We start from the raw sequence: 26,062 nt of genomic DNA on the forward strand, positions 1-26,062 counted from the left end.
GGACAACCTTCGCCCGTGAAGCCAGAAAACGTTACGAAAACTCAGAGGTGACACTTAAATCTGCCTTTTTGGCAAATTCAGGTTCGGAACTATTTTTGCGGTATCTTTTGTTACATCAAAAAAAATAAAATTACACGATGAACGGAATTTATTTAATATCGATAATTATCATGGGCGTTAGCTGGTTGGTGGGATTTTACCATACGGCGCAGATTCAAACAATACTCACGGGCTGCCGATCAATCTGACCGGCAAGGAGTGGCTGAAAAATGCTGCGCGATAACGGAATATTTGACGTAAAAGTGGTTTCCGTTCCCGGCGCACATTGACAGACCATTACAATCCGCTGGACAAAACGGTCAGCCTGAGCGACTGGGTATATGCCCAATCCAGCGTGTGGCAGCAGCCCCGGTTGCGGCACGCTGAATGCAGACACGCCGTACAGCACGCAACGGCATACAGCTGGCTGACCATGCGTCCTGAGTTGGTACCTGTCGTTCGGGTTTCTTCCCAATGGGCTGAATGGGTGATCTTAGGCGGATTCGCCGTATTGATGTTCACCAAGGCTGCGTTCCGTGGGTGTTGCTGTAGGTATTATCTTATCGCATTGACCACGACTGTTTAAACTTCATCACCTTACCGGTAGAATTCGATGCTTCCTCGCGTGCCTTAAAATGGTAGCTGGACTCCACCATGGTTTTACAGGGTGACGAATACGACAAAGTAAAACGGCTTAAAATGGGCAGCTTCCACACCTATGTGGTAGCCGCATTAAACTCCCTAGTTACGCTATTATATTATATCTCCATTTTGCAGGTGTGCGAAGAAGAGACTGATAAATCCATATTTTGATAAAAGGGCAGGGTGGGCTAAATAGCCCACCCTCACTTCATAAAAAAAAGTTGTCCATCAGCTCATTTCAAGGAGTTGTGTTAAATCAATATAAAATATTGAGGGTAGGGTGAAGTAAATTCAACTACTAAAACTACCTTTGCAGTCCCGTTTTAAGGACTTATTCAAAAACAGAAAATTTCAATAAAGTGAATACATTATCTTACAGAACCAAAACAGTTACGCCGAGAGAAACCGTGCGTAAATGGTACATTGTAGATGCTGAAAACCAAACACTTGGACGTATCAGCTCTGAAATTGCCAAAATCTTACAAGGCAAAAACAAACCTTCTTACACTCCGAACATCGATACCGGTGATCATGTGATTATCATCAATGCAGAGAAAGTACACCTATCAGGTAAAAATTAACTGATAAAGTGTACATCCGTCATACAAGCTATCAGGGCGGACAGCGTTTCATGACTTACCTAAGAAGCTTTCGTTAAAAAACCGGAATTCGTTCTGAAAACGCAATAAGCCCATGTTCCCGCGCACCCACGTCTAGGAAGAGCAATGTTCAAAAATTACACGTGTTTGCAGGTACGGATCATCCGCATACCGCACAAAACCCGGAAGTTTTAAAATTCAAATAAAATATAAAATAGCAAAAGCAATCAACGGATTAGGACGTCGTAAAACTGCAGTTGACCGTGTTTATTTAAAAAGCGGCAAGAAGCGCTTTATCATTAATGGCAAAGAAATAAAAGGAATATATCGCGTTAAAACAGCTGGTAGACGGGGCATTGAAGCCTTTGAACATCCTGGATCTGCTTCCAAATTTGATATTACCGTCAATGTAAAGGCGGCGGAATCAAAGGACGGGCGGAAGCCATCTCTTTAGGTATTGCACGTGCTTTGGTGAAAACGACCAAACAGTGAAACCTGCCTGAAAGCAGAAAACCTGATGACTCGTGACTCAGAATGGTGGACCGCAAGAAATTCGGTAAGAAAAAGCTCGTAGAGCTTCCAATTCAGTAAACGTTAATTTTCAAAAATTTATAAGAAATTATATGGCAATGTCTAAATTATCTCAGCAGGAAATGTTGGATGCAGGTTAAACTTCGGACCGTCCCAAAGAAAAATGGAATCACAAAATGTTACCGTACATCTTTATGGAACGTAAAGTATCCACATCATCGACTTAAACAAGACACAGGAGAAACTGGAAGAAGCTGCAGCCGCACTAGGCTCCATCGCCAAATCCGGCAGAAAAATGTATTTGTCGCTACCAAAAAACAGGCGAAAGAAATTGTACAGGAAGCTGCCAAACAGGTAAACATGCCTTTCGTTACAGAGCGCTGGTTAGGTGGTATGCTGACAAATTTTGTCACTATCCGCAAATCCATTAAGAAAAAACAAAACATCGAAAAGATGTTAGGCGATAGCGCATTGAACAACATCACCAAGAAAGAAAGACTGATGCTGGGCCGTCAGCGGCAAAAGCTGGACAAGGTATTAGGCGGTATCGAAAACCTGCCTCGTATCCCGGCTGCGCTGTTCTTAGTGGATATCACGCACGAACACATCGCTGGCGGAAGCTAAAAACTTAGGTATCAAAACCATCGGTGTGGTGGATACCAACAGCGACCCTACGAAAGTAGATTTCGCTATCCCTGCAAACGACGATGCGACCAAATCCATCCAGTTAATTACGAACTACCTGGTAGAAGCAATCAAAGAAGGTTTGGCAGAGCGCAAAAAAGACAAGGAAGAAGCGGAAACGAAAGCGGAAGCGGACGCTAATGCATCTGTAGAAACCGAAGCAGCTGGAATAGTTTATCGGACTAAAAGGGATAAATTAGAAGTAAAGGAGTTTAATTGAAATAACATTCATTCATTCTCGCATTCATTCATTCTCAAATTAAATTAAACATGTCAACTGTAACTATCACAGCAGCAGAAGTAAATAAATTAAGACAAGAAACCGGTGCCGGTATCATGGATTGCAAAAAAGCATTGACAGAAACCAACGGTGATTTTGAAGCAGCAATCGATTATTTAAGAAAAAGGCGCCAAGATAGCCGCCAACCGTGCCGACAGGGAAGCCAATGAAGGTGTTGTTGTCGCCTTAACCAGTGAGGACGGAAAATTCGGCTGTGCCGTAAACTTAAGTTCTGAAACGGATTTCGTGGCAAAAAATGAAGACTTCATCAATTTAGCGAAAGCGATTGCAAACGTAGCATTAACCAACAGAATTAAAACGCTGGAAGATTTACAGAACGCTCAGTTGGACGGTGTTTCCATCCAGGATAAATTGCTGGATACCTTAGCGAAAATCGGCGAAAGATCGAATTGAAAAATACGAAGTGGTGGAAGGCGAAGGAGTCGTATCCTACCTCCACATGGGATACAGAATGGGCGTATTGGTTCAGCTGAACAAAGCGCTGAATGCCGATATCACTACAGCTGGTAAAGACGTGGCGATGCAAATCGCGGCGATGAACCCGGTAGCGGTGGATGCGAGCGGCGTATCGGAGGAGCTGAAAGAAAGAGAAAAGCGATTGCACGCGAAAAAGCGATTGCAGCAGGCAAACCGGAAAACATCCTGGATAAAATAGCGGAAGGCGCGGTGAACACCATGCTGAAAGAAAATACCTTAATTGCGCAGGCATTTGTAAAAGACAGCAGCAAGACGGTCGATCAGTATCTGAAATCTGTGGACAAAGATTTGACCGGTATTATCGTTCAAGCGAGTAACACTTTCGTAAATAGTAAAGAGGGAATTTTATTCTCTCTTTTTTTTATAAATTTAATGTTGTATAGTATCTATGAGTAAAAAGTTTGCTGTTCTGTCATTTGTTTCTTTACTGCTTTTTTCCTGCAAGAAAAGTACAACGGCAAACTGTAACCTGACTTCATTTCCTTCTAAAGCAGGAAATTCCTGGACATACGTACAAACAATCCTTTCAGACTACAATACCATTCGTGATACGACCACCTATGATACCATTCATCTGTCGGTTGTAAAAGATACCATCTATGATGGAAAAACTATGCAAAAATAGAGTGTTATTCTAATAAGAATCCATACAGATCTTTTGCTTTGTGTATCAATGAGAATTCTTCCTTTGTACAATATATAAGTGAACCGGGGTTATCTCTCAGTTATTACGTGTTAGAAAAACCAGCTTCCTATGAGGACGGAATACTGGAATTGGGGAAAATAGCAGAACCTGACTCAACAATATCCGTCATTTTGAGCTTTAATACCGACAACTGGATTTACAGGGAAAATGATCTGGTTAAAATAGAGAAAAAGAATTTGGGTGAAGCAACAATCACAACGCCCAAAGGCACCTTTCAATGCTGTAAATATCAATTAAACTATTTAAGGAAGTTCTTCCCGCAATCTATTGAAACTACCGAATTTTTCTCACAAAAAGGATTAGTTAGAAAAATCAACAATAGCTTTAATGTAGATTTCACAGATGGCTCCGGCAATCTGATTGATACAGGGAATCGTTATGAAAGCATTGAATTAACAGATTACACCTTATTATAAAACACCTGCCATGAACAAACCTATCAAACGAGTACTACTCAAACTTAGCGGCGAGGCCCTGATGGGCGACCAGCAATACGGCATCAAAGCGGACACACTCGGCCTCTTCGCCGACGAAATCGTAGAAGTGATCAAGGCCGGCTATCAGGTGGGCGTGGTGATTGGCGGCGGCAACATTTTCCGCGGCCTGCAGGCCGGCAATATCGGTATAGAACGCTCACAGGGAGACTACATGGGCATGCTGGCCACCATCATCAATGGTATGGCGCTGCAGGGAGCCATTGAGTCACGCGGCATCTACACCCGCTTGTTATCTGCTTTAAACATCTCACAAGTCTGCGAACCGTATATCCGAAGAAGGGCCGTTCGCCACCTGGAGAAAGGCAGATGCATCATCATGGCAGCCGGGACGGGCAACCCGTATTTTACCACCGACACGGCTGCGGCATTGCGTGCCAACGAGATTGAAGCGGATGTCATTCTAAAGGGCACCAGCGTGGACGGCATCTATTCGGCTGATCCGAAGAAAGACCCGAATGCCACGAAATACGAAACCATCTCATTTGATGATGTGCTGATTAAGAACCTGCGCGTCATGGACCAGACTGCTTTTGCACTATGCAAGGAAAACCACATGCCGATCATCGTTTTCAATATCAAGGAAAGGGGCAATATCCTGCGCATCCTGCAAGGTGAAAAGATTGGGACGTTGGTGAGTTAAGAGATTTGGGATTTGAGGTTTAGGATTTTTTTGAGTACCTGTGTCCTTTCGACGAGGAAGGAGGAGAAAACTTGATTTAATAGTGAGTAATTAGCATTAAGTAGTGAGATTTTAAGTATCTACTCAATTCTCTTTTTCTTTATTTTATGATTTGAAACTTTTTGTTTCGGTCATCCTGTCGCTGTTTATTTGTAGCAAATACATCCCAGCCGGGATATTTGAGATATTGACAGCTGTTTCTGCCGGGTTTAATTTTCCGGATGCTATATTCTTTCCGGTAAGGTCATATATCACATAAAACGCATTCTCCGTCGCTTGTTGTCCGTTGAATCGTATCGTAATAGCCGAATTTGCTGGATTGGGGTAAATCGTAATATCCTGCGCTGATGACAAGGGCTTGTTAACCGTATTATTCAGGATATCCTGATATTTGTAAATGACAATATCACCCATAGAGGAATCTGTACATTGATTATTTCGCTCAGTCAGTATAAATAATTCGTCAGACGCATTATTAAAAAACACGATATCCTTTAAGTATTGTGTCCCGGGATTATAATCGTTAGAGGTGAACCCTGATGGCAACTTTATACGTTCCACCTTTCCATCAGCTAAAGACAAGATAAAATAGAAAGGGGTGGTATTATAGCTGTTATTGTTGGTGGTATCAATATAATCAGCTTTAAACACGATTTTATCACCGTAATTTAATTTCATTGGGCATAGCCATCTCTTTACTGAAATAAACAATACTATCCAAAATGATGGTATCCAGGCAATACGGATGACCATACAAGCGTTCCCGGACGCATTCATTTTCAAATACATTCCTATACGCAGGAATAGTAAGCCCATCTCCATTCAAATTGTATTCCTGCAATAATACCCCATCTTCTAATTCAATTGCCAAAACCGCTTCTATATTTTCAATGGCATGAGACCACTCCATCTCCCCCGTACTCTCTTTCATTTTATATAAATATTTAGCACTGTAAAATGTATCTATATCTGTGATATATTCAGTCATCAGAAAATAAGTTGATTTTGGTCTGTCTGGGGATAATTACTCAAATTAAAATCCCAGGGGTAAAGATTAACCGTATTCATTACCGGACTAATCTGCATGCTGACATACTGGGCATCCGGATGGTTTATAAAAGTTTGTACGGAATAGGTCAGGTCATCTTTATTAATTGTGTACAATACGATGGCATACCGAAACGTGGTATCGCTTGAATTGATATTGATTACGCCACCCAGTACTAAATTCCCATTCTCCAATACTGTCAGCAAATCAAGTATATCGGGATTTTGATTCGCCATATTCAAAGAAGTTGAACGCACAATAGCGGCTTCTTCAGACAACATTGAAAAGTTGACTCCGGTAGCGGATGTTTCTAATAGGTAGAAGTGCTCATTAGTCTTGAAAATTTTATAGTTATACCCCGGATAACTTCGTTTGATTACTGATTTCGAATTGATATTAATCCGGTAAAAATTCTTAAAGTCCCATCCCTCATACTCAAAAGCATAGGGATGTGTTTTAGAATATATTACTGCCATCTGGTAAATGCTGTCATTTAATTTGTTTACAAAACAATGTCCAATATCGACTGATGTATCCTTTGGAAAATAAGTCAGCGTATCTATCGGGAACGGTTCAACCATCTCTGCTCCGTTATCACTCCTCAATATGCCAAATGCCAGAATGTTGTTTCTAAGCGAATCATTAATGACTCCATACGGGGATTCCAACTGTATGGATTCAAAAAAATTGTAATGCAGAATAATCTCATCATCAAGTACGCTGTATAAATTATCGGTAAGAGGATATCCAAAAACTGTGAAATGAATAAGACCAAACCATGAAGGAAAATATTCAGTATGTAAGGCTTTTTCTGTATGTGCGAGACGTTTACCCCACAAGGTATCTCCGTCGGCATCCAGTTTTACCAGCCAGTTTGTACCGAAGTAATACGATAAAGAATCCACATTATCCCTTTCAAAGTAAGCCGATTTCGAGTTTGAACGGATGTCCATCAAATATTCTCTGGTAGGCAAAACATCAAATGAACGCAATATTTCCGACCTGCCGCCATCCATACAATGCACTAATGACAGTTGTTGCGCGTGTATCCTACTAATGTTCGGAAAAAATAACAACCACAGCGTTATTGCTTTTAAGAACTGATTCATCGTTATCAAATTTATACAATTTCATTGTATGATACAAATACTAAAGAAATTATAAAACAGCGCTGCATATTTTGACAACTGTCATCTGCTAACTGTCCACTATTTATTTTATCTTTGCCAGCATAAATTGCACAACGATGGAAGAAGAAGTACAAATGATACTCGACGAAACGAAGGACTCGATGCATAAAGGCCTGAAGCACCTGGAAGACGAACTGCGCAAGGTACGGGCCGGCAAAGCCAGTCCTGATATGCTGCAGGGAATCATGGTGGAATACTACGGCATGCCCACTCCCATCAACCAGGTGGCTGGCATCAAATTACTGGATGCGAGGACATTGCTGGTACAGCCCTTTGAACGAAAGATTATCGGCGATGTGGAACGCGCCATCTTCCAAAGCAATATCGGCATTACCCCGCAAAACGACGGAGAGAATATCCGATTGTCCGTACCACCAATGACGGAAGAACGCCGCCGCGACCTGGTAAAACAAGCCAAACACCACGGTGAGCAGACCAAAATCGTTATACGCAACGCCCGCAAAGACGGCAATGAAATGATTAAAGGATTGGTGAAAGACGGATTAAGCGAGGACATTGGCAAAGATGCGGAAGAGACCATTCAGACGTTAACCAACGACCATATTGCCAAAGTGGACAAGATGCTGCAGCTGAAAGAAGAAGAGATTATGACGATATAGATTTTCTGTTATTGACAAACAGACTTCCACTAAAATTTAAAATCCTAAAGTTCAAATTCGTCTTCTGCAAACATAGGATACGTGGACAATTATACCTTTTCGCCTTCCTTCGTCACCAGTTTGTATTCTGCCAGATGCAGAGAGGAATCCTGGATTAACCGAACCCATTTCTTGATCTTCGAATACCAGTTCATCCGGAACGAGAAGGTATCCTTTTTCATATAGGCATAGATAAACGGATGCACATAAAGCAGAAAATTTTTAGCATCGTGCGTTTTCAGGTGCATCAGTTCCGTTTCGATATTATCGATAATCTGCAGCGGCTGGTCCACTTTATATTTGCTGTTGCCGTGCAGCAACGGCTCCCAGGTATCAATACTGACTTGTTCTTTCATCCGTTGGCGGGTGATTTCCATCAGCCCGAATTTACTCACCGGCAGTATGACATGTTTCGCCTTGTCGGGTTTCATCGCTTCCAGCATCGCCTCGTACAGCTTATGCTTATATTCCGACGACTTCATATCAATAAAGTCTATCACGATGATACCGCCGATATCACGCAGGCGGAGCTGACGCGAAATTTCCTGTGCCGCCTCCACATTGATGTTAAAGGCATGCGTATCCTGTTCCACATCTCTTTTCACCTTAGGCCCGCTGTTCACGTCAATGACGTGCAGCGCTTCCGTATGCTCCAGGATGACATAAGCGCCGCTTTTTAAGGTGACGGTTTTTCCGAAAGCCGTTTTTATCTGGCGGCTGATGTCAAACGTTTCGAACAAAGGCGTTTTGTCGTCGTATCTATTCAGGATGGAAGATTGTTCCGGCGCATGTTCTTTGATATAGGCCTTTAAATCGCCATGTAAGGTAGGATTATCGGTAATGATTTTAGAAAAGCTGTCGTTCATCAAATCACGTACGATGGAGAATGTCTTGTTCATCTCCTTCAGCAGCAGCTTTGGCGGATTCTGGTAGCGCGCATTTTCCGTCATGATTCTCCACTTGTTCATCAGGTTCTGCACATCGTGTTTCAGTTCATCCTTTCCAACACCTTCCGCGTTTGTCCGAACAACGAAGCCGAAATTTTTCGGCTTAATCTGATGCATGATGTCATGCAGTCGGTCTCGTTCTTCCGGCTTATCAATTTTTTTGGAAATGCCGACCGTATTGGTGAACGGCACCAGCACCACGTACCTTCCCGGAATGGATAATTCGCAGGTCAGACGCGGCCCTTTCGTAGAGATGGCCTTTGGAAATCTGGAAAATAAGGATATCGCCTTTCTCCAAAGCATCCACCATCTGCCCGTTCTTCTGAATGGTAGTCTTAAACTCAAAGGTATCCAATAAGTGTGATTGCTCGCCCCTGAACGCATCCGAACTGAACTTCCGGACAGAACGGACATATGGACTTAAATCTGAATAGTGTATGAAAGCATCTTTTTCATGCCCGATATCAATAAAGGCTGCATTTAATCCCGGATTTATTTTCTTTACCCTTCCCAGGTAAATATCTCCTGCTGCAAAACCCTCTTTGTCATAAGCATCCAGATGAAATTCGACTAATTTTTTGTTTTCAAGAAGCGCAATTTCAACACCTTTGGAATTAGCATGTATCACTAATTCTTTTATCATGTGTTTAGTTTATTAGTTGTGAGCCGCAAGTATTCTTTTCTCACGACTTGTGACTTATTTCTTCTTGTGACGGTTCTTTCTCAGTCTTTTCTTTCTTTTGTGCGTCGCGATTTTATGACGCTTTCTTTTTTTTCCGCAAGGCATAGTTAAACTTTTTTACTTTTTAAATTTTTGACGACTTCGTCTATTTCTTTATCAAAATCTTTGTTTCCTACCAACTCTTTGCACATTTCAAACATCCTGATGGCTTCCTCCGTATGTCCTAACTGCGCTTCGGTTATGGCCAGAAAATACATGGCTTCCGTATTTTGCGGCGACAACTTCAGCACTTTCTGCAAACGCTCTTTCGCTTTGTCGTATTGTCCGGACTGAATGGATAACCTGCCTAATGCCAACAAGACCGGAATGTTGTCCGGAAGGCTGTCCGAGAGCCGGCGCAATAGGCCGATTCCTTTCATCGGTTCCTGCGAACCCTGTACATATACATCCGCCAGTTTTATCTTCAATTCAACATCACTACCATCCAGCCTGACTGCCTCCTCGTAAGAACGGAGCGCAAAGGTAATCAAATTATTTGAAATAATTGAGTCTGAACCACTTTTATATATACTTAAAAGTGCATCTCCGGCATTTTCAAACGCCGGTTTTGTCTGGTCTATTTGGGCATATTGATAGATGTAATAAGCGGCTAAAGCAGGATTATGCTGCTCTTTCCAGAATTCGGACAACTGAATACAGGCTTTTTTGCGGGCAGCAGTATCATTTTCAGGTACTTTTAAAGTGGAAACAAGTCCGCCAAGCTTTTCCCTGTTCATTGCTTCCAAAGCATTCTCCCTGCTCTTTTGATACGCTTCAAAAGAAACCGACTGCGCATTCGGTATGGTAACATTCTCTTTCTTAGAGGTAGTTTTCCCTCCGAAATAAAGTGCTGCTGCTAAAATCAGTGCGCCTGCACCTAATGCTATCTGTCCCTTCTGCACTGTAGTAAATTAACTATTCGCTGTCTTTTAGACGCCTGGCGCTGGATTCCTTGATCTGCTCCACAAAGACTTTTGATGGTTTGAATGCCGGAATCTGGTGCTCCGGAATCTCAATGGCGATATTTTTCTTGATATTACGTCCGATTTTTGCTTTACGCGTTTTTACGATAAAACTGCCAAAACCGCGCACATACAGATTTTCACCGTCGGCCAGGGTGTCTTTTACTTCCTTAAAGAAGGCTTCCATAGCTACTAATACGTCTACTTTAGGCACCCCTGTTTTCTCAGAAATGGTGGTGATAATGTCTGCTTTTCTCATGGTTCATGTTTAATTGGATTACAAAAATGCAAAATTATTTCTAACTAACTTACTAATATACACGAAATTAGGGTTTTTTTAATATGGGACGTGTAAAGAAGCAGGTATTCATTAAATAATATTTTGATTTTAAAGGAAAATTAGTGGTTTTGCTGTTATTTATCTATCGGTTGGTGTCCAGAGGCTGACCGAAACAGTTTATATCATCTCGCCGTCGTTGGTTTATCACTGCCAACCCAAAAAGCAACAGTAAGCAAGATTATCTTTAGCCTTGTTTTTTAAATAGAGGTGCTAAACGAAACGGAGAATGGTTACAAATGCGAGATAAACATTAACAAACAGCGCACAAGTACGAAACTGCACAAAGCAGAGCTGCATACTTGCCCGAGTGGAAACATAAGGAGAACGGATTAAACGAAAATACTTATTTTGCATCTGAATGAAATCGTTCTCCCGGAAACTCTCAGAATGGTACGACCCAGACACCCGAAATCTGCCCTGGAAGAAGACAAAGGATGCCTACAAAATATGGCTGTCGGAAATCATCCTGCAGCAGACCCGCGTAGAACAGGGAAAACCCTATTATCTGGCATTTATCAAAAAATATCCGACCGTCAGAAAACTGGCATCTGCACCGCTGGACGAAGTACTGAAACTGTGGGAAGGGCTGGGCTATTATTCACGCGCCAGAAACCTGCACAGCGCAGCCCGTCAGATTGTGGATGAACACAACGGAAAGTTCCCTTCCGGCTATCAAGCCATCCTTGATTTGAAAGGCATAGGAAAATACACGGCGGCGGCCATCGCTTCGTTTGCCTACGGTCTGCCGCACGCGGTGGTGGACGGCAATGTATACAGGGTATTATCCAGGGTATTCGGCATTGAAACGACCATTGATACGACTCCGGGAAAACAGCAATTTGAAGCATTGGCGGACAAGCTGCTGGACAGGAAGAATCCTGCACTTCACAACCAGGCACTGATGGATTTCGGCGCACTGATATGCAAACCGCAGCAGCCATTGTGCGGGCAATGTCCGTTCAGTTCGGAATGCAGGGCATTGGCATCGGATGCCATCCGCCTGTTGCCTGTCAAATCCAAGAAACTGTTTAAAAAAGACCGGCATTTCCATTATTTCGTCCTCCACGACGCCAAAAACATATTCATCCGCCAAAGAACGGACCAGGACATCTGGAAAGGGCTGTTTGAGTTTCCGATGGAGGAAAGTGCAAAGCCCGCAGACCACAGCCCGCAGTTTCCATCTAATTCCGTATTAAAAAAATACGTCGGGCTATCGACCGTCGACCATCGGCCAACATTTACCTACCGTCAAACCCTCTCCCATCAACACATTAACGCTTATTTCTGTGAAATCAGGCTGAATAAGCTGCCAAAGCCGGATGAATCCTATCTCAGGATTGCCAAAAATCCATATTTGAGTACGCTTATCCAAAAAATTATCCGTTCTTATTTGGCAGATAGATTAAATTTTTTATCTTAGATTAACGAATATCATTGACAGACATCAAAATACGTATATTTGTAAACTAATTGTAAAACTATGAGTGTTAATAAAGTTATTCTAATTGGTCGACTGGGCAAAGACCCCGAAGTTAGAAAGATTAATGCGACGACCACAGTTTGTAATTTCCCATTAGCTACCAACGAATCCTACAAAAACCAGGATGGCACTTATACCGAACAGACGGAATGGCATAATATTGTCATGTGGCGCGGCGTGGCGGAACGGGCGGAACGCATATTAAAGAAAGGCTCCAATGTTTTTATTGAAGGTAAACTAAGAACCCGCTCCTGGGAAGACAAGGAGGGCAACAAACGATACACCACTGAAATTGTCGTTGAGAATTTTCAGTTGCTGGATAAGAAAGATCCATCATCCGCCCCTCCGGTGACAGGGACAGAACATAAGTCAGAGACAGATTCATCCACTACTCCCGGCTCGTTGACAGAACCGAGTTTTGATGATGATTTACCATTCTAAATGGGTTAAAGAAATTATAAAATATTGGACGACGGCATTCCCATACCTTTTTTACTGAATTTCCTGCTTACAGCTGCCTGGAGTGATATCTTCAACCCATTTGACGTTACATTGGTTTATGAGCTGATTGGAATATTTATCTTATTGGTATTTACCGCAATGATGTGCGCTGTTGAAGTCGCCATATTCTTATTTAAACACCATGAAATTCAGGAACTGGAAAGGAGCAACAATAACACTGATATCCTGATATTGGACTTTATAAAAAAACCCAGACGGTTTCTTGCAACTTTTGTTCTGACCACCACATTATTTACGCTCGCGGTTGTCTTAATGTTTGAAAACATATTAGAGATATTACTGAAACCGGAATTTGCAGAATCACACGAGACCCTTTTGTTTATTATTAAGATTTCATTTGAAACATTCATAATAGTTTTGTTTGCCGAAGTGATACCGAAGCTGTATGCAACACAAAACCATTATAAAGTTTCCAAATACACCATTCAAACTTTAAGCGCCTTCGATAAACTCTTTTCACCGATTATAAAGTCCCTGCTCTTCACTTCAAATTTTTTCGAAAAGAGACTGGAAGGTGTTAGAAATATTGTTACGGCTCAGGATATAGATGAAGCGATAGACATCACCAATTCCCAGGATAAGAATGACTCAGACCGGAACGATACCAAAATCCTGAAGAGTATCGTAAAATTCGGAAACATCGTAGTGACGCAAATTATGCGTTCCCGTATGGATGTGGTGGCAGTAGATAAAGACGCTACCTTCGAGGAATTGCTGAACACCGTCCGTGAGTCGGGCTACTCCCGTATTCCGGTAGTGGAAGACAACTTCGACAAAGTGGTGGGTATCATTTACGCCAAAGATTTACTGAAATATATTGATGCAGATAAGAATTTCCACTGGCAGCAGTTAATCAAGCAGCCTTTCTTTGTTCCGGAATCCAAGAAGATTGACGATCTGCTCGAAGACTTCCAGACCAAGCGGGTACACATGGCAATTGTTGTGGATGAGTACGGCGGCAGTTCGGGTATTGTGACACTGGAAGACGTGCTCGAAGAGGTTATCGGCGATATCAAGGATGAATTTGATGATGCCAGTGAAATCGACTACAAGAAGATTGACAACTATAACTTCATTTTTGAAGGAAGAACCGCCTTAAACGATGTTTGCAAGGTATTGGAAATTCCCGGAAATTCCTTTGAAAAAGTGAGCGGCGACGCGGATTCTTTAGCAGGATTGGTTCTTGAATTAAATTCCGAAATTCCGGTGGAAGGGGATGTGCTGAAATTCGAACAGTTCACTTTTTTGATTTTAGAAGCAGATAAGACGAGAGTGATACGCGTAAAGATTACGATTAATTAAATAATGTAACAATGTAGCAATGAAACAATGAAACAAATAAAACGAAATATCCTTTCCACGAAACAGCGAAACATCATTATATTCTTACATTGCTTAATTGTTACATTAACTGTAACATCCTGCAGGAAAACTACACCCCGAAACGTACTGCTTATTTCCGGATAGAATTCCCGAAGGAACGGACATATACCTCCTACAGCAATACCGTTTGTCCTTTCACGTTTGAATATGCTGATTACGGCCGGATACAGAAAGATTCGTCCAACCCGGAAGAAATCAATGCGCACCCCTGCTGGTTCAATATCGTTTATCCGGACTACCAAGGGAAAATCTATTTTAGCTATACCTCCATTGACCAGAACAATACGCTGGATAAACTCATCCGCGACAGCTACAAGCTGACGTTCAAGCATACCGTGAAAGCGGATTATATTGACGAAACACCCGTTCGAGGAAAGAACAAGAACGTATCCGGCATCCTGTACGATGTGGGCGGCAACGCCGCCAGCGGGGTACAGTTTTATGTAACGGACAGTGCCCGCCATTTCTTACGGGGTTCTCTTTATTTCTACGCCGCACCCAATGCGGATTCCATCGCACCGTCGATTGCCTATTTCAGGAAAGATGTGGAACACATCATCGAAAGCCTGGAGTGGAGGTAAAATGAATTGTCCATTTTTGAACCGCAAAGAATTATATTTGTTGCATGTCTTCTTTGCAAAACAAACCGTTTCTCTCCACCCCTATCGAATACCTGAAAGGTGTGGGGCCCGAGCGTGCGGATATGTTGAAAAAAGAAGCGCAGATTTTCACGTTTGGTGATTTGCTGAAATTGTACCCGTACCGCTACATCGACCGTACGCAGTTTTACTCCACGCAACACATCGACAACACACAAACCTACATCCAGCTTAAAGGAAAAATCCGCGACATCCGGGAAACCGTCAACGGCCGGGGAAACGCCTGACCGCCATTTTTTATGACAACGAAGGCAGCATTGAGCTGGTCTGGTTTCAGGGCATCAAATGGCTGGTCAACAGCCTGGACACCAAAGAAACCTATGTGCTGTACGGAAAACCGAGCTGGTTCAACGGCAAGCTGAATATCACACATCCCGAACTCGAAAAGCTATCGGCGTTCAACGCCGAAGAAACCGGCACCTTCCGGGCAATGTACAACACATCGGAAAAAATGAAAACGAAAGGGTTGGACAGCAAAGGCATTTCCAGGCTGACGCAGACACTGTTGCTGCAGTTAAAGCCGGATCATATCGCAGAGAATCTGCCGCAAACCATTCTTTCCAAATACAAACTATTGCCGCGATTTGATGCGGTCAGAAATATCCATCTTCCTGCCACCTTAGCCCTGCAAAGCGATGCTGTGAAACGCCTGAAGTTTGAAGAACTGTTTCTCATTCAGCTCAACCTGCTGCAATTAAAAATCCTGAAGAAAAGGGAACCCGGCATCTTTCTCGAAAAGGTAGACAATTATTTCCACCGTTTTTATAACGAGGCTCTTCCCTTTGAACTGACGAATGCCCAAAAACGGGTACTGAAAGAGATACGCCGCGATACTTTATCCGGCAAACAGATGAACCGGCTGCTGCAGGGCGATGTCGGCAGCGGCAAGACCATCGTCGCCTTGTTATCCATGCTGATGGCGATTGACAACAACTACCAGGCGGCCATGATGGCACCTACCGAAATCCTGGCGCAGCAGCATTACAACGGACTCAAAGAATTGTGCGATACCATCGGTGTGCGCATCGCGCTGCTCACCGGCTCCTCTCGCTCCAAAGAACGCCGGCAAATACTGAGCGCAACTGAACTGGGTGAAATACAAATCCTGTTAGGCACACATGCCTTGCTCGAAGACGATGTGCAGTTTAAAAACCTGGGATTGGTGGTGATTGATGAGCAGCATCGTTTTGGCGTGGCACAACGCGCCAAACTGTGGAAGAAAAACACCAACCCGCCGCATATCTTAGTCATGACGGCGACACCCATTCCGCGCACACTGGCGATGACCTTATACGGCGATTTGGATGTTTCCGTGCTGGATGAATTGCCGCCAGGCAGAAAACCGATTAAAACCGTACACCGCTACGAACACCAGCGTATCGCCGTGTTTGATTTCATCCGCGAAGAGATTGCCAAAGGCAGACAGGTGTACATCGTCTATCCGCTGATTGAAGAAAGCGAAAAGCTGGACCTGGTGGATCTGATGAATGGCTTTGAAAGCATTTCGCGTTCCTTTCCGCTGCCGGACTACCACGTGAGCATTGTACACGGAAAGGTGAAAGCGGCCGACAAGGATTTTGAAATGCAGCGTTTTTTAAAAGGCGAAACGCAGATCATGGTGGCCACCACGGTGATTGAAGTGGGCGTGAATGTGCCGAATGCCAGCGTGATGATTATAGAAAACGCGGAACGTTTCGGCTTGTCGCAGCTGCACCAGTTGCGCGGGCGTGTGGGAAGGGGTGCGGAACAATCCTATTGCATCCTGATGACGAGCCACAAACTGACGCAGGACGGCAAGACACGGATTAAAACAATGTGCGATACCAACGACGGTTTTAAAATTGCGGAAGTGGATTTGCAGCTGCGGGGTCCCGGCGACCTCGAGGGTACACAGCAGAGCGGGGCGGTGGGTTTAAGGCTTGCCAACCTCGCCACCGACGGGCCGATTATAGAAGAAGCCCGCAAAGCCGCGATTGCCTTACTGGAAGAAGATGCCACGTTGGACAAACCTGAAAACGCTGCCTTGAAATATTACCTGCAGCACCAGAAAGGAAGCAATAGTGTTTGGCGGAATATTAGTTAATACTTTATACGACACAAAATGAATCAAAAACTTTTAGAATCTGTTCTTAATATTGACATGTTGTGCAATGAACTTTCTAATACAATAAGGGGTTGCATGTTTATAAAATTAAGCATACAGATGAAATGGTAAAAGTATAATAAAGTACAACTATATACTAATTTGTTCATTTCTAGAAGAAATCGACATCATTAACTCATTTTCCAAAGAAAACAATTTGATAAAAGATATAATGTATTGTGTTTCGCCAATATTGAAAGAAATAAAACTATATGATGGAATTAAAGTAGGAAGAAATAAACTTTTCGCACATTATAACAGAGATAAAAATTTTAATTTTATTCCTTGGTGGAAATCTTTATATGGTGTAACCTTACCAAGAACGATTGAAGAACTAGTTTTTATAAATGCAGTTATTGGAACAATAAGAGCAATAATAATATCACAGTATATCAACGACTTAGAAGAGTTTAAAAAAATCACAAACATAGATGTTGATGTATATCTTAAATTTGTCGAATCAGAAGAAATTAATGCGAAAGATAAAGTTAGCAAACTTGAAAATATCATGAATGAAGTAAGTAAAAGAATAACTGAAAAGAAAATAATAATTAGAAAAATAATGTGAAATCAGAACCACTCGCCTTTGTTGGTTTGCAACCAACAAACTGCAAACCGTAAATATCAAAAACCCTCACTGGCGCAAGCATGCAGCGTTGGAATTGTGCGCAGTGTGCTTGTGCATTATATTCCACTTTAATAATACTTGCATAGAATTTTCTTGCGTTAATAATCATGGCACAAGCACACCCCGCGATAGCTTTGCTGCATGCTTGCGCCAGTGTTAGGGCGAGCATGCAGCATTAGATTTGTACGTTCTGTGATTGCAAAGTAATCAATATAAATTGCTGTCCAACTTAATTTATTCTTGTATAAGAAAATTCATATAATGCCTTTAATGTTAAAGTTGTATTAGTTATCCTTACAATTTGACCAACTCTAACAGAACCTGTAGTGGGAGAAGATATATCAACAAACAAAATGTTGTTTTCAATTCTATAATTTTCCACTAAATGATAAATAATGAGGTTCATTGCTTTCTTGAACAACGGTTCTATCATCATTAAAAGTCATTGTAACATCTGCTCCATTTCTTTTCCACTTTCCAATAATTAATTCATTGATTTGTTCTTTCTTGCAGGCACTGAGTGATAACGCAACAGCTAAAGTGAGTATTAAATTCTTCATGTATGTCGATTCTTCATAACAAATATATTTAAATAAAGTGAAATTATCAACCTTCCCTCGTCTTTGTTGGTTTCCAACCAACAAACCATCAAACCGCAAAAGAGTTAGGTTTATGATTTTTACAGTGATAGAAGTAAAATTAACGAAGCGTGGCAATTAGCATTTGAGTTAATTTTAGCTTCGGTTGTTTTCGACGGTAGGAGAAAACAAATCACCTTTAAAATCATAAAAGATTTTGGGTGACTTTTTGGCTTCAAAAAGTTACAAAAGAAAATTTATTTATGACTGCCCGGTTACTCTCCTCACTGGCGCAAGCATGCAGCGTTGGAATTGTGCGCAGTGCTTGTGCCTTAATCATCCTTTAATAATACTTGCATAGAATTTTCTTTCGTTAACAATCATGGCACAAGCACACCCCGCGATAGCTTTGCTGCATGCTCGCGCCAGTGTTAGGGCTGGTGGTTGACAGGTGACATTTGCTTCGCGGTGGCTTCGCAAACTAAACTCCCGTAAGGGCGGAGCCTGGAGAAAGAATAATCAGATTATACTCTTATTTTAAAAGGATAAAATGTAACTTTAAATTAAGATGCAGGAACTCATCAATTTTATCACTAAATATATACAACCCGACGAGGACGAAATACACTACATCATTTCTGTCATTCAACATACCAATTACAGTAAAAATGATTTTCTCATCCGGCAGGGCGAGAGTTCCAACAAGCTGGTGTTTGTATTAAAAGGTGCTGCCAGAGCATACTACATAGATGAAAATGAAACGGAACACACCTGTGAGTTCATTTTTGAAAATCAAGCTGTCATTCATATTGAAGCATTTACAAAAAACACGCCTTCCATGGTGAACGTAATTACCATTGAAGACACAGAAATCATATGGGTAAGCAGAGATACGTTTTTTGAATTTTTAGAAAATTTCCCCGATACGAGAGTGCATTAAGAGAAATACTGATGAATTACATGTCATTGGAAATGGAGTACACAAAAATTGTCCGGATCAATTCATCCAGAGAACGATACGAAGCATTATTAAAGTCCAGACCTGACATAGTGCAAAGAGTGCCTCTCAAATACATCGCTTCTTATCTGGGTATGGCACTCGAAACCTTAAGCAGAGTCAGAGCCGGAAAATTATAATGTGTACTGCTCCTCTTCAATAGCTAACTATTAAAAATGCCGTATCTATTATTTGACCGGCGTCAAATATTTATCTAATGCCATAAGATACCTTTAACCGTAATAAACCGGTTACAAGATGGCAATACATTCTACTTCAGTAAAGAAAGAAAGTTATTATTTTTCTGTAGACGCAAAGTATCTGTTTGCTTTGCTAATGCCTGCTTTGGCGTTGATTTCAGTCAGCCTGCACGGAGCCTGGACATTTACGGCATTCCTATTCACATTCGGCATAGTTCCTTTTGTCGAAATGCTGTACAATGGCACTTCAGAGAACCTTAGCACCGAAGAAGAGCAGAGTGCCTTGAAGAATTTCTATTTCGACATGCTGGTTTACCTGAATATACCCTTGCAATTTCTTTTACTGGTGCTGTTTTTTAACAGATTAAGCAATCCGGAGACAACAACCCTGGAAATGATTGGCATGACCTTAAGCGTGGGCATCATGTGCGCCATTATCGGAACAAATGTTGGCCACGAACTGGCACATCGTCCTAAAAAATTTGAAATCATCTTAGGCAAAATGCTATTTGCCACCACTTTAAATATGCACTTTGCCGTTTATCACAATAAATGGCATCACAGGTATGTGGCGACTCCTTTAGATCCTGCAACGGCGAAGAAAGGGGAATCGTTGTACGCCTTTTTCACAAGATCTATTCCAGGCACTTATATCCTTTCCTGGAAGATGGAATATAAGCGCTTAAAGAAAGCAGGAGAAGGTTGGTTTTCCATGCATAATCTAATGTTGCGTGGTCAGCTTATCCAATTGATGATGTTATTGCTCATTTACCTTATCTGGGGAAAGTTTGCCCTGCTCGGATTCCTGGGAAGTTCTTTCTTGGGGATTTTAATCTATGAGGCCGGCAACTATATCGAGCATTACGGTATGGAAAGAAAGGAAGTGAAAGACGGCGTATATGAACGTTGTATGCCCTGTCATTCCTGGAACTCCAATCACGTTTTGGGCAGGATAATGCTGTATGAACTTTCGAGGCACAGTGACCATCATTACTTAGCCAGTCGTAAATTTCAAATATTAAGGCATTTTGAGGAAAGCCCTCAGTTGCCGGCAGGATATCCCGGAGCTATATTAATGGCGGCAATTCCTTCTCTTTGGTATAAGAAAATACATCCTCTTCTGGAGCTGAATAAAAGAAATTAAAACAATACGATTGAACCCGGAATAAATGAAAACTAAGGATGGAAAATACAGAATACAGAAAAGCAAATTAATATTTATTTCATTAATTCTTCTTACTACAGCCATTGCATGCAAAAAGGAAAATCCGGAATTTACAGGCTGCGGAGAAGGGAGCGGTGTAACAGATGTGCACCTGATGGAGAAAACCTATAAAGAAAACATGATTTTCAAAGCCGGATCTGATGGTTATCATACCTATCGTATTCCGTCCATCATCAAAACTAATTCGGGTACCCTTATCGCTTTTTGTGAAGGCAGGAAAAACAACAGCGAAGACTATGGCGATATTGACTTGGTGGCTAAGCGGTCAACAGATAATGGTATGACATGGAGCTCCCTGATCGTTATCTGGGATGACGGCAACTCAACTTGCGGAAATCCGACTCCTGTTGTGGATTACAATACCGGCACGATTTGGTTGTTTATGTCCTGGAACAGTGGCGTTAAAAATCAGAATGGCAACAACGGATTCTCTAAAATAGACACCTATGGTGACCGCAGGTTATTTTCAATAACAAGCACAGACGACGGAATCACCTGGACTGACCTAACTGATCGAACACTTGATTTGACCCCGGTTACATATACATGGGACGCCGTTGGACCCGGCAACGGAATACAGCTGACACAAGGCCCATATAAAGGCAGATTAATGATTCCGGCATGCGGAAGAACAATTTACAGTGATGACCACGGCACCAGTTGGCAGTATAAACTCATCAACGAAGGCACCTGTGAAGGATGCATTGTCGAATTATGTGACGAAACGCTCATGAGGAATGACCGTTCTGCTGGTTTATACAGAGACCAAAAAAGCCGTTTAGTTTCCATAAGTAAGGACTTTGGCATAACATGGTCACCTTGGGAAATACAGTCAAAACTGCCGGACCCTATCTGCCAAGCCAGCATTATCCGATATGATGAATCTTACCCTACCCGCTTAGTCTTTATTAACCCCAATACGTCCGGTCCGTTAAGGATAAACATGACCGTTCAAATCAGTTATGATAACGGAAATACATGGCCGGTAAAACGCTTGCTACAGTCCTGGATCGGAGGATATTCCTGTTTATGCAAAACACAAGATAACAACATTGCTTCCTTGCAGGAATATGGCGGACTTGACGCTCATTTAGGAACCACGGTATCTATCGTATACAGAGGGTTTAATCTATCCTGGATTATAAACGGCAAACCAGAACCCGTATTGTAACGACCAATACCATTGCCTATTCGATTAATATTGTGAAGAATGACTGAACGAAAAAAAACAACTATACTGGATTTTTTAAAATCATCTACTCACAAAAGTAAAGGCATGACTTCCAACGTATGTTTTGTGTCTGTAAATTCTACCGAACCCTGACCAGTGTCTAAGTCAATAATTCATATCTCTTATTAGAGATTATTTCCCAAAACCGACCTTAATGTCATACTGAGAACACAAATATATAATCATCCCGCATATTCGATAAAATTTATCTATTAATGACAATATCAGATTTACACCACCTTTTTCCACCTCAAGGAGGGAGATTCGGACAGTACAATATCTCTGAAATCTTTATCTTTATTACAAGATAAGACACGACGAAAACCGACCCAAAAACAGCAGCCTATATCCGGCAATCCGCCAGGCAGACGTTCAACGAAGCCTGGAAATTCCTGGATAAGAAAAGACTCAACCAGACAGAAAAAGCGACGATGGTGAACCTCGTGCATGCTTCCTTTTATTTATGGCAGCAGGTGCCTGCCTGCAACGCGACCAATACATCCATCAGTCTGTGGCAAATCTCCAGAGCCTACGCGCATATCGGCGACGGCACCAATGCCCTGTTGTTTGCAGAACAGAATATCCGGCTCTGCAAGGCTGAAAAGCCGGACGGGTTCTATACTGCCTATGCATACGAATCGGCGGCACGGGCACATATCCTTTCAGGCAGCAAAGAAAAGGCGGCGGTACAAATCCGCCTGGCATTAAAAGCCATTCAAAATACCGCTGAAAAAGAAACCAATTCATTTTTCAATGACATCACCGAATTAAAGAAGTTGTTGTAGTATTTTTAAACCATGTATACCTTAAAGAGAACCACTTCGGACAACGCGGATTTCATCTGCCTCGTCCAACTACTGGATGCATACCTGAGCGGCGTTGACGGGGATGAACATGCCTTTTATGCGCAGTACAACAAGACCGATAGTCTTAAATATGTGGTGGTTTGCTATGCAGAAAACAAGGCAGTCGGCTGCCCGGTTACAGTCTCATTCCAAATTACGGACAATATGAAAAAATCGAGAACAGTGCCTGTATGAAGAAAGTAATCCTGCCGGAAACTTAATGAAAGCGTAACAGGATTATAAATGAAGGTTATACAACTGTGTTATTTCCGTCGGTGACAAAGCCTTGCTGTAAATGAACAAGTCATCTATGCTACCCTCCCAGAAAACGGAACCACCACGGGAACCAATAAATAATTTTTCATTCATGTCATCGATAGTGCCGGGGTGATTTATCGTTTCGGCCAATACTCCGTTGATAAAGACTTTAATATCCGTTCCGTCATAGATGCCTGCATAGTGCGTCCATTCATCTGCGGTATATTCTCCGTAAGCACTCTCTGTACCAGGAATGGATATTGCCAGAGAAACCTTGGGATTATTATTACCGACAAGGAAATCACTGCAACCTATAAAGAAGTTTAAGGCGCCCGTTTGTTTGGTTTTGAACCAGAAAGCAATACTGACGGCATTTCCCGATTTGAATGACTTTTTATCAAAAACTACTTTTTGGTCAACACCATTAAAGCTAATCGCCTTATTGGATTTTCCAGTTACAAAAGACGGGGAACCGGTAGCCGCTCCATCCGGTGTAATTCCCTCTTCATCTTCGAGATTATCATCAAATCTGAAATAAGACACCAAACCGACAGTAGGGAATACTTCATCGGTACCGCTTTTTTTACAAGACATTACGGTTAAGGAAAGCACAGTCAGCAAAATAAAATAATTTTTTTTCATAACGTATGATTTTTGTTTGTTTATCAAAATTATAAAATTTATCCCTAAATGTCTGGCAATTCTTCTAATACCCGAATCTTATCTTCTCCCTGCGGATGGTATCATTCATATCTCTCCGCTTTTGTATGAACGAAACTTCAGAAAGTCTGCCTTTTGTGTCTCCGGTATAGACATATACGATTTCCGAATTGCCGTTTACAATCTTTGCAGGCAGCTTATTGGTGTAATTGGAAACCGGAAGCGCGGTGAGTATGTTAAAGAGTTCAGGGTTGCAGGAATGTGTCCCCCTAAGCAACAACAAATAAGGCAAGACGGAATGCAGGCTATACAAACCGTTTATAAGTGTATCTGTGGATTGACAACCATCGGACGGGTGGTTTGTATGAATGAATATGCTGTCTGACTTAAGATGGAACTCTTTGGTGTAATTATCAGCATCCGGCGTGCCGGCATAGTTATAACTGGCAATACGGGTGGCGGTATCGAATTGAAACGTATACGTGGAAGGAAAACCGGGCGACGGAAAATTCTCCTGGTAGTACTGAAGCGTGTATTTTACCGTGTCCAGTTTTATCTCCTGATAAGGGGCACTGCTGCCGCTGTAATTGAATAAAATTTTGTTTTCTGTGGCTAGTCTGGAATAATCATACACATATAAAAAATCATCAACACGAATACTGTCAAATTTATTTGTGCTGTCGTTATAAAAGTAAAAAATGGAATGCAGCAGGGTTTCCGCCGATGAAGATGTATTTACTTCAAAGATTTGAATTTTTTTTGGTTGTTTGCTGGTGGAAATCCGGATATCGCCGTCGTTTTTTTTACAAGCCAGGATAAAGATAAAAATCAACCAGGTATATTTTCGCATGAACATTTAACTGATTATTGCGGCACGACGCCGTTTCCATATACATTGGGTTTCTTACCCTTCCCACCCTTGTTCGGATTATTTGGGCTCTTAAGCTGCTGCTTGCGGTTTGCTTCTATTTTTTTCCAGTCATTATACTGATCTGCCGGACAACCCACTCCTTTATGACAGGACATCGCCAATCCTGAAAATAGAATTAATATGACAATGACAATTAGATTTTTATTTGTTGTGTTCATAAGTTAAAGATATAAAAAGAATAACAAAATTTTCCACTACAGGTTCACGATTGCGGTTGCCTCAATTTCGACCAGTAAATCATCCGAAATCAACTTTGAAATCTGGTACATGCCGGTTGCCGGCTTGATTTCACTAAAGAACTCTCCGTGTGCCTTGCCGATAGCCTCCCATTGGGCAATATCCGTACAGAAAATGCGGGTACGCACCACATCTTTCATTCCTGCCCCGTAATACTCCAGCACTTTCTCAAATTTCTCCAGAATACATCTCGTCTGCAGGTATACATCCCCTTTTCCAACCACTTCGCCGTTCACACTGGCAGTAGTACCGGATATCTCAATTGTATTTCCAACTTTTACTGCCCGCGCATATCCTATAATCGGCTCCCAGGGAGATCCTTCCGTAAATGTTTGTCTATCCATGAAATAAAATTAGGAAAAAGTACAGAGAATCAATCCGCTAACACAACTTTTAATACTTCGTTAACTATTTCAGACTCATATCCTTTCTGCAGGGCAAACAAGACAAGTTTTTGCCGCTTCTTATACGGGTCCGTTTCTTTGATAGTCCTAAGCTTTTTTTGCAATAAATCTTCAAGCCGTACCGCATACACCGTCGTCTATCTGCTCCAGGGAGTCTCGTATTTTATCCGAATCAATTTTCTTCACCTTTAATTCCATCTCTATCTTTTTCTTCCCCATTTTTTGATGGAATTCTTACCTCGGACAAAAGCATTGGTAAAGCGGGTTTCGTCCAAAAAATTATTCTGAGACAAATGATTCAGGTAAAAGCCATAATCCTTTTCATCCACTTTAAGCTGATATAATTTTTGTTTGACCTCCGCCATGCAGCGCTCGCGGTAACTGCAAAACGATTCAAGTTTCTGAATAATCTGTTCTTTGGAAAATGGAAACGATTTCATGCTGATGGATGGCCGATTCAAATATCCCACACCGGATTTCTTTTTGTCTTAATCATAAAGCGGAGGTTCAGCACAAATGTCAAAATCAGGTAAATGATAATAGGCGAACCCAGCGCGATAAAAGAGGTGTAAATAAAAAACATCCGTACCTTTTTGGAAGGAATGGATAGTTTTCTTCCAAGATACGAACATACACCATACACGCTCATTTCAATGATA

29 protein-coding genes and 7 pseudogenes are annotated in these 26,062 nt (G+C 41.9%); 21 read left to right on the forward strand and 15 right to left on the reverse strand.

Annotated elements, in window-relative coordinates; all coding sequences use genetic code 11:
- Positions 1–137: 137 nt before the first annotated feature.
- From IPM95_13700 to IPM95_13735, 8 genes and pseudogenes are all read left to right on the forward strand, one after another.
- Positions 138–852: pseudogene (locus IPM95_13700) on the forward strand (zinc metallopeptidase).
- Between the two features lie 236 nt (positions 853–1,088).
- Positions 1,089–1,486, forward strand: a pseudogene (gene rplM, locus IPM95_13705) (50S ribosomal protein L13).
- On the forward strand, positions 1,417–1,734 hold the full coding sequence (gene rpsI / locus IPM95_13710) for a 30S ribosomal protein S9 (GenBank protein MBK9330323.1): 318 nt from the start codon (positions 1,417–1,419) through the stop codon (positions 1,732–1,734). Before rplM ends, rpsI begins: the two are co-directional and overlap by 70 nt.
- A 175-nt stretch (positions 1,735–1,909) precedes the next feature.
- Positions 1,910–2,715: pseudogene (gene rpsB / locus IPM95_13715) on the forward strand (30S ribosomal protein S2).
- A gap of 50 nt (positions 2,716–2,765) precedes the next feature.
- Positions 2,766–3,601: pseudogene (locus tag IPM95_13720) on the forward strand (elongation factor Ts).
- Between the two features lie 60 nt (positions 3,602–3,661).
- A complete protein-coding gene (locus IPM95_13725; GenBank protein MBK9330324.1) occupies positions 3,662–3,898 on the forward strand; it encodes a hypothetical protein in 237 nt (78 codons plus the stop codon).
- A 107-nt stretch (positions 3,899–4,005) separates the two neighbouring features.
- Entirely contained in the window at positions 4,006–4,395 is a 390-nt protein-coding gene (locus IPM95_13730) for a hypothetical protein (protein ID MBK9330325.1), read from the forward strand.
- A gap of 10 nt (positions 4,396–4,405) precedes the next feature.
- The gene (locus IPM95_13735; protein ID MBK9330326.1) at positions 4,406–5,116 is read left to right on the forward strand and encodes a UMP kinase; all 711 of its coding nucleotides are present in this window, start codon (positions 4,406–4,408) and stop codon (positions 5,114–5,116) included.
- A gap of 144 nt (positions 5,117–5,260) precedes the next feature.
- On the opposite strand, the gene IPM95_13740 is transcribed toward IPM95_13735, so the two are convergent.
- The 3 genes from IPM95_13740 to IPM95_13750 are packed head-to-tail and all read right to left on the reverse strand — an operon-like array spanning position 5,261 to position 7,312.
- Positions 5,261–5,833 carry a T9SS type A sorting domain-containing protein gene (locus IPM95_13740; GenBank protein MBK9330327.1) on the reverse strand — a complete coding sequence of 191 codons (573 nt, stop codon included), beginning with the start codon at positions 5,831–5,833 and terminating at the stop codon, positions 5,261–5,263.
- Positions 5,814–6,143 carry a hypothetical protein gene (locus IPM95_13745; GenBank protein MBK9330328.1) on the reverse strand — a complete coding sequence of 110 codons (330 nt, stop codon included), beginning with the start codon at positions 6,141–6,143 and terminating at the stop codon, positions 5,814–5,816. The genes IPM95_13740 and IPM95_13745 overlap by 20 nt, the downstream gene beginning before the upstream one ends.
- Positions 6,143–7,312 carry a hypothetical protein gene (locus IPM95_13750; protein ID MBK9330329.1) on the reverse strand — a complete coding sequence of 390 codons (1,170 nt, stop codon included), beginning with the start codon at positions 7,310–7,312 and terminating at the stop codon, positions 6,143–6,145. Before IPM95_13750 ends, IPM95_13745 begins: the two co-directional genes overlap by 1 nt.
- A 137-nt stretch (positions 7,313–7,449) precedes the next feature.
- On the opposite strand from IPM95_13750, the gene frr reads away from it, so the two are divergent.
- The gene (gene frr, locus IPM95_13755; GenBank protein MBK9330330.1) at positions 7,450–8,013 is read left to right on the forward strand and encodes a ribosome recycling factor; all 564 of its coding nucleotides are present in this window, start codon (positions 7,450–7,452) and stop codon (positions 8,011–8,013) included.
- Between the two features lie 89 nt (positions 8,014–8,102).
- Here the strand turns inward: frr and IPM95_13760 are convergent.
- The 3 genes and pseudogenes from IPM95_13760 to IPM95_13770 all read right to left on the reverse strand — a co-directional run bounded on the left by IPM95_13760 (position 8,103) and on the right by IPM95_13770 (position 10,941).
- A pseudogene (locus tag IPM95_13760) lies at positions 8,103–9,642 on the reverse strand (ribonuclease E/G).
- A 146-nt stretch (positions 9,643–9,788) separates the two neighbouring features.
- Positions 9,789–10,622, reverse strand: coding sequence for a tetratricopeptide repeat protein (locus tag IPM95_13765; protein MBK9330331.1), 834 nt, complete (start codon positions 10,620–10,622; stop codon positions 9,789–9,791).
- A gap of 13 nt (positions 10,623–10,635) precedes the next feature.
- The gene (locus IPM95_13770) at positions 10,636–10,941 is read right to left on the reverse strand and encodes an integration host factor subunit beta (GenBank protein MBK9330332.1); all 306 of its coding nucleotides are present in this window, start codon (positions 10,939–10,941) and stop codon (positions 10,636–10,638) included.
- A gap of 439 nt (positions 10,942–11,380) precedes the next feature.
- Here IPM95_13770 and mutY point away from each other — a divergent pair, with 439 nt between their 5' ends.
- The 6 genes and pseudogenes from mutY to IPM95_13800 all read left to right on the forward strand — a co-directional run bounded on the left by mutY (position 11,381) and on the right by IPM95_13800 (position 17,777).
- A complete protein-coding gene (gene mutY, locus IPM95_13775) occupies positions 11,381–12,442 on the forward strand; it encodes an A/G-specific adenine glycosylase (GenBank protein MBK9330333.1) in 1,062 nt (353 codons plus the stop codon).
- A gap of 60 nt (positions 12,443–12,502) precedes the next feature.
- The gene (locus IPM95_13780; protein MBK9330334.1) at positions 12,503–12,943 is read left to right on the forward strand and encodes a single-stranded DNA-binding protein; all 441 of its coding nucleotides are present in this window, start codon (positions 12,503–12,505) and stop codon (positions 12,941–12,943) included.
- 24 nt (positions 12,944–12,967) lie between these two features.
- Positions 12,968–14,326 (forward strand): gliding motility-associated protein GldE, encoded by a 1,359-nt coding sequence (gldE, locus tag IPM95_13785; protein MBK9330335.1) that lies wholly within the window; start codon positions 12,968–12,970, stop codon positions 14,324–14,326.
- An 89-nt stretch (positions 14,327–14,415) separates the two neighbouring features.
- Positions 14,416–14,988, forward strand: coding sequence for a gliding motility lipoprotein GldD (gene gldD / locus IPM95_13790; GenBank protein MBK9330336.1), 573 nt, complete (start codon positions 14,416–14,418; stop codon positions 14,986–14,988).
- A 44-nt stretch (positions 14,989–15,032) separates the two neighbouring features.
- Positions 15,033–17,149 (forward strand): annotated as a pseudogene (gene recG, locus IPM95_13795) (ATP-dependent DNA helicase RecG).
- Positions 17,150–17,366: 217 nt separating this feature from the next.
- Entirely contained in the window at positions 17,367–17,777 is a 411-nt protein-coding gene (locus IPM95_13800) for a hypothetical protein (GenBank protein MBK9330337.1), read from the forward strand.
- Here the strand turns inward: IPM95_13800 and IPM95_13805 are convergent.
- Both IPM95_13805 and IPM95_13810 read right to left on the reverse strand, forming a co-directional pair.
- Positions 17,761–18,006, reverse strand: coding sequence for a hypothetical protein (locus IPM95_13805; GenBank protein ID MBK9330338.1), 246 nt, complete (start codon positions 18,004–18,006; stop codon positions 17,761–17,763). The genes IPM95_13800 and IPM95_13805 overlap by 17 nt on opposite strands.
- Positions 18,007–18,205: 199 nt before the next feature.
- A complete protein-coding gene (locus IPM95_13810) occupies positions 18,206–18,397 on the reverse strand; it encodes a hypothetical protein (GenBank protein MBK9330339.1) in 192 nt (63 codons plus the stop codon).
- Positions 18,398–18,983: 586 nt separating this feature from the next.
- On the opposite strand from IPM95_13810, the gene IPM95_13815 reads away from it, so the two are divergent.
- From IPM95_13815 to IPM95_13840, 6 genes and pseudogenes are all read left to right on the forward strand, one after another.
- Positions 18,984–19,355, forward strand: a complete 372-nt coding sequence (locus IPM95_13815; protein ID MBK9330340.1) for a cyclic nucleotide-binding domain-containing protein — start codon at positions 18,984–18,986, stop codon at positions 19,353–19,355.
- Positions 19,356–19,387: 32 nt separating this feature from the next.
- Positions 19,388–19,552 (forward strand): hypothetical protein, encoded by a 165-nt coding sequence (locus IPM95_13820; GenBank protein ID MBK9330341.1) that lies wholly within the window; start codon positions 19,388–19,390, stop codon positions 19,550–19,552.
- 118 nt (positions 19,553–19,670) lie between these two features.
- Positions 19,671–20,756: an alkane 1-monooxygenase gene (locus IPM95_13825; GenBank protein MBK9330342.1), complete on the forward strand. Its 1,086-nt coding sequence runs from the start codon at positions 19,671–19,673 to the stop codon at positions 20,754–20,756.
- Positions 20,757–20,781: 25 nt separating this feature from the next.
- Positions 20,782–22,008: an exo-alpha-sialidase gene (locus tag IPM95_13830; GenBank protein ID MBK9330343.1), complete on the forward strand. Its 1,227-nt coding sequence runs from the start codon at positions 20,782–20,784 to the stop codon at positions 22,006–22,008.
- A 491-nt stretch (positions 22,009–22,499) separates the two neighbouring features.
- Positions 22,500–22,853 carry a hypothetical protein gene (locus IPM95_13835; GenBank protein MBK9330344.1) on the forward strand — a complete coding sequence of 118 codons (354 nt, stop codon included), beginning with the start codon at positions 22,500–22,502 and terminating at the stop codon, positions 22,851–22,853.
- 12 nt (positions 22,854–22,865) lie between these two features.
- Positions 22,866–23,134 (forward strand): annotated as a pseudogene (locus IPM95_13840) (hypothetical protein).
- A gap of 16 nt (positions 23,135–23,150) precedes the next feature.
- On the opposite strand, the gene IPM95_13845 reads toward IPM95_13840, so the two are convergent.
- From IPM95_13845 to IPM95_13875, 7 genes are all read right to left on the reverse strand, one after another.
- The gene (locus IPM95_13845) at positions 23,151–23,813 is read right to left on the reverse strand and encodes a LamG domain-containing protein (protein ID MBK9330345.1); all 663 of its coding nucleotides are present in this window, start codon (positions 23,811–23,813) and stop codon (positions 23,151–23,153) included.
- Between the two features lie 64 nt (positions 23,814–23,877).
- Positions 23,878–24,687 carry a hypothetical protein gene (locus IPM95_13850; protein ID MBK9330346.1) on the reverse strand — a complete coding sequence of 270 codons (810 nt, stop codon included), beginning with the start codon at positions 24,685–24,687 and terminating at the stop codon, positions 23,878–23,880.
- 8 nt (positions 24,688–24,695) lie between these two features.
- Positions 24,696–24,920, reverse strand: coding sequence for a hypothetical protein (locus IPM95_13855; protein MBK9330347.1), 225 nt, complete (start codon positions 24,918–24,920; stop codon positions 24,696–24,698).
- A gap of 36 nt (positions 24,921–24,956) precedes the next feature.
- A complete protein-coding gene (locus IPM95_13860; GenBank protein MBK9330348.1) occupies positions 24,957–25,343 on the reverse strand; it encodes a RidA family protein in 387 nt (128 codons plus the stop codon).
- 29 nt (positions 25,344–25,372) lie between these two features.
- Positions 25,373–25,507, reverse strand: coding sequence for a RecX family transcriptional regulator (locus IPM95_13865; protein ID MBK9330349.1), 135 nt, complete (start codon positions 25,505–25,507; stop codon positions 25,373–25,375).
- A gap of 96 nt (positions 25,508–25,603) precedes the next feature.
- Positions 25,604–25,873: a hypothetical protein gene (locus IPM95_13870; GenBank protein MBK9330350.1), complete on the reverse strand. Its 270-nt coding sequence runs from the start codon at positions 25,871–25,873 to the stop codon at positions 25,604–25,606.
- A complete protein-coding gene (locus IPM95_13875) occupies positions 25,861–26,052 on the reverse strand; it encodes a PspC family transcriptional regulator (GenBank protein MBK9330351.1) in 192 nt (63 codons plus the stop codon). Before IPM95_13875 ends, IPM95_13870 begins: the two co-directional genes overlap by 13 nt.
- Positions 26,053–26,062 lie beyond the last annotated feature (10 nt).

It is taken from the genome of Sphingobacteriales bacterium (assembly GCA_016719635.1).
GTDB lineage: Bacteria > Bacteroidota > Bacteroidia > Chitinophagales > JADIYW01 > JADJSS01.

What these genes read in the sequence shown, in the direction of transcription:
- IPM95_13725 (MBK9330324.1), top strand. Translation starts at nt 3,662, where the DNA reads ATGAGTAAAAAGTTTGCTGTTCTGTCATTTGTTTCTTTACTGCTTTTT.
- IPM95_13735 (MBK9330326.1), top strand. Translation starts at nt 4,406, where the DNA reads ATGAACAAACCTATCAAACGAGTACTACTCAAACTTAGCGGCGAGGCC.
- IPM95_13740 (MBK9330327.1), bottom strand. Translation starts at nt 5,833, where the DNA reads ATGAAATTAAATTACGGTGATAAAATCGTGTTTAAAGCTGATTATATT.
- IPM95_13745 (MBK9330328.1), bottom strand. Translation starts at nt 6,143, where the DNA reads ATGACTGAATATATCACAGATATAGATACATTTTACAGTGCTAAATAT.
- IPM95_13750 (MBK9330329.1), bottom strand. Translation starts at nt 7,312, where the DNA reads ATGAATCAGTTCTTAAAAGCAATAACGCTGTGGTTGTTATTTTTTCCG.
- frr (MBK9330330.1), top strand. Translation starts at nt 7,450, where the DNA reads ATGGAAGAAGAAGTACAAATGATACTCGACGAAACGAAGGACTCGATG.
- IPM95_13770 (MBK9330332.1), bottom strand. Translation starts at nt 10,941, where the DNA reads ATGAGAAAAGCAGACATTATCACCACCATTTCTGAGAAAACAGGGGTG.
- mutY (MBK9330333.1), top strand. Translation starts at nt 11,381, where the DNA reads ATGAAATCGTTCTCCCGGAAACTCTCAGAATGGTACGACCCAGACACC.
- IPM95_13780 (MBK9330334.1), top strand. Translation starts at nt 12,503, where the DNA reads ATGAGTGTTAATAAAGTTATTCTAATTGGTCGACTGGGCAAAGACCCC.
- IPM95_13805 (MBK9330338.1), bottom strand. Translation starts at nt 18,006, where the DNA reads ATGCTCGCCCTAACACTGGCGCAAGCATGCAGCAAAGCTATCGCGGGG.
- IPM95_13810 (MBK9330339.1), bottom strand. Translation starts at nt 18,397, where the DNA reads ATGAAGAATTTAATACTCACTTTAGCTGTTGCGTTATCACTCAGTGCC.
- IPM95_13815 (MBK9330340.1), top strand. Translation starts at nt 18,984, where the DNA reads ATGCAGGAACTCATCAATTTTATCACTAAATATATACAACCCGACGAG.
- IPM95_13820 (MBK9330341.1), top strand. Translation starts at nt 19,388, where the DNA reads ATGGAGTACACAAAAATTGTCCGGATCAATTCATCCAGAGAACGATAC.
- IPM95_13825 (MBK9330342.1), top strand. Translation starts at nt 19,671, where the DNA reads ATGGCAATACATTCTACTTCAGTAAAGAAAGAAAGTTATTATTTTTCT.
- IPM95_13830 (MBK9330343.1), top strand. Translation starts at nt 20,782, where the DNA reads ATGAAAACTAAGGATGGAAAATACAGAATACAGAAAAGCAAATTAATA.
- IPM95_13835 (MBK9330344.1), top strand. Translation starts at nt 22,500, where the DNA reads ATGGTGAACCTCGTGCATGCTTCCTTTTATTTATGGCAGCAGGTGCCT.
- IPM95_13845 (MBK9330345.1), bottom strand. Translation starts at nt 23,813, where the DNA reads ATGAAAAAAAATTATTTTATTTTGCTGACTGTGCTTTCCTTAACCGTA.
- IPM95_13850 (MBK9330346.1), bottom strand. Translation starts at nt 24,687, where the DNA reads ATGTTCATGCGAAAATATACCTGGTTGATTTTTATCTTTATCCTGGCT.
- IPM95_13855 (MBK9330347.1), bottom strand. Translation starts at nt 24,920, where the DNA reads ATGAACACAACAAATAAAAATCTAATTGTCATTGTCATATTAATTCTA.
- IPM95_13860 (MBK9330348.1), bottom strand. Translation starts at nt 25,343, where the DNA reads ATGGATAGACAAACATTTACGGAAGGATCTCCCTGGGAGCCGATTATA.
- IPM95_13875 (MBK9330351.1), bottom strand. Translation starts at nt 26,052, where the DNA reads ATGAGCGTGTATGGTGTATGTTCGTATCTTGGAAGAAAACTATCCATT.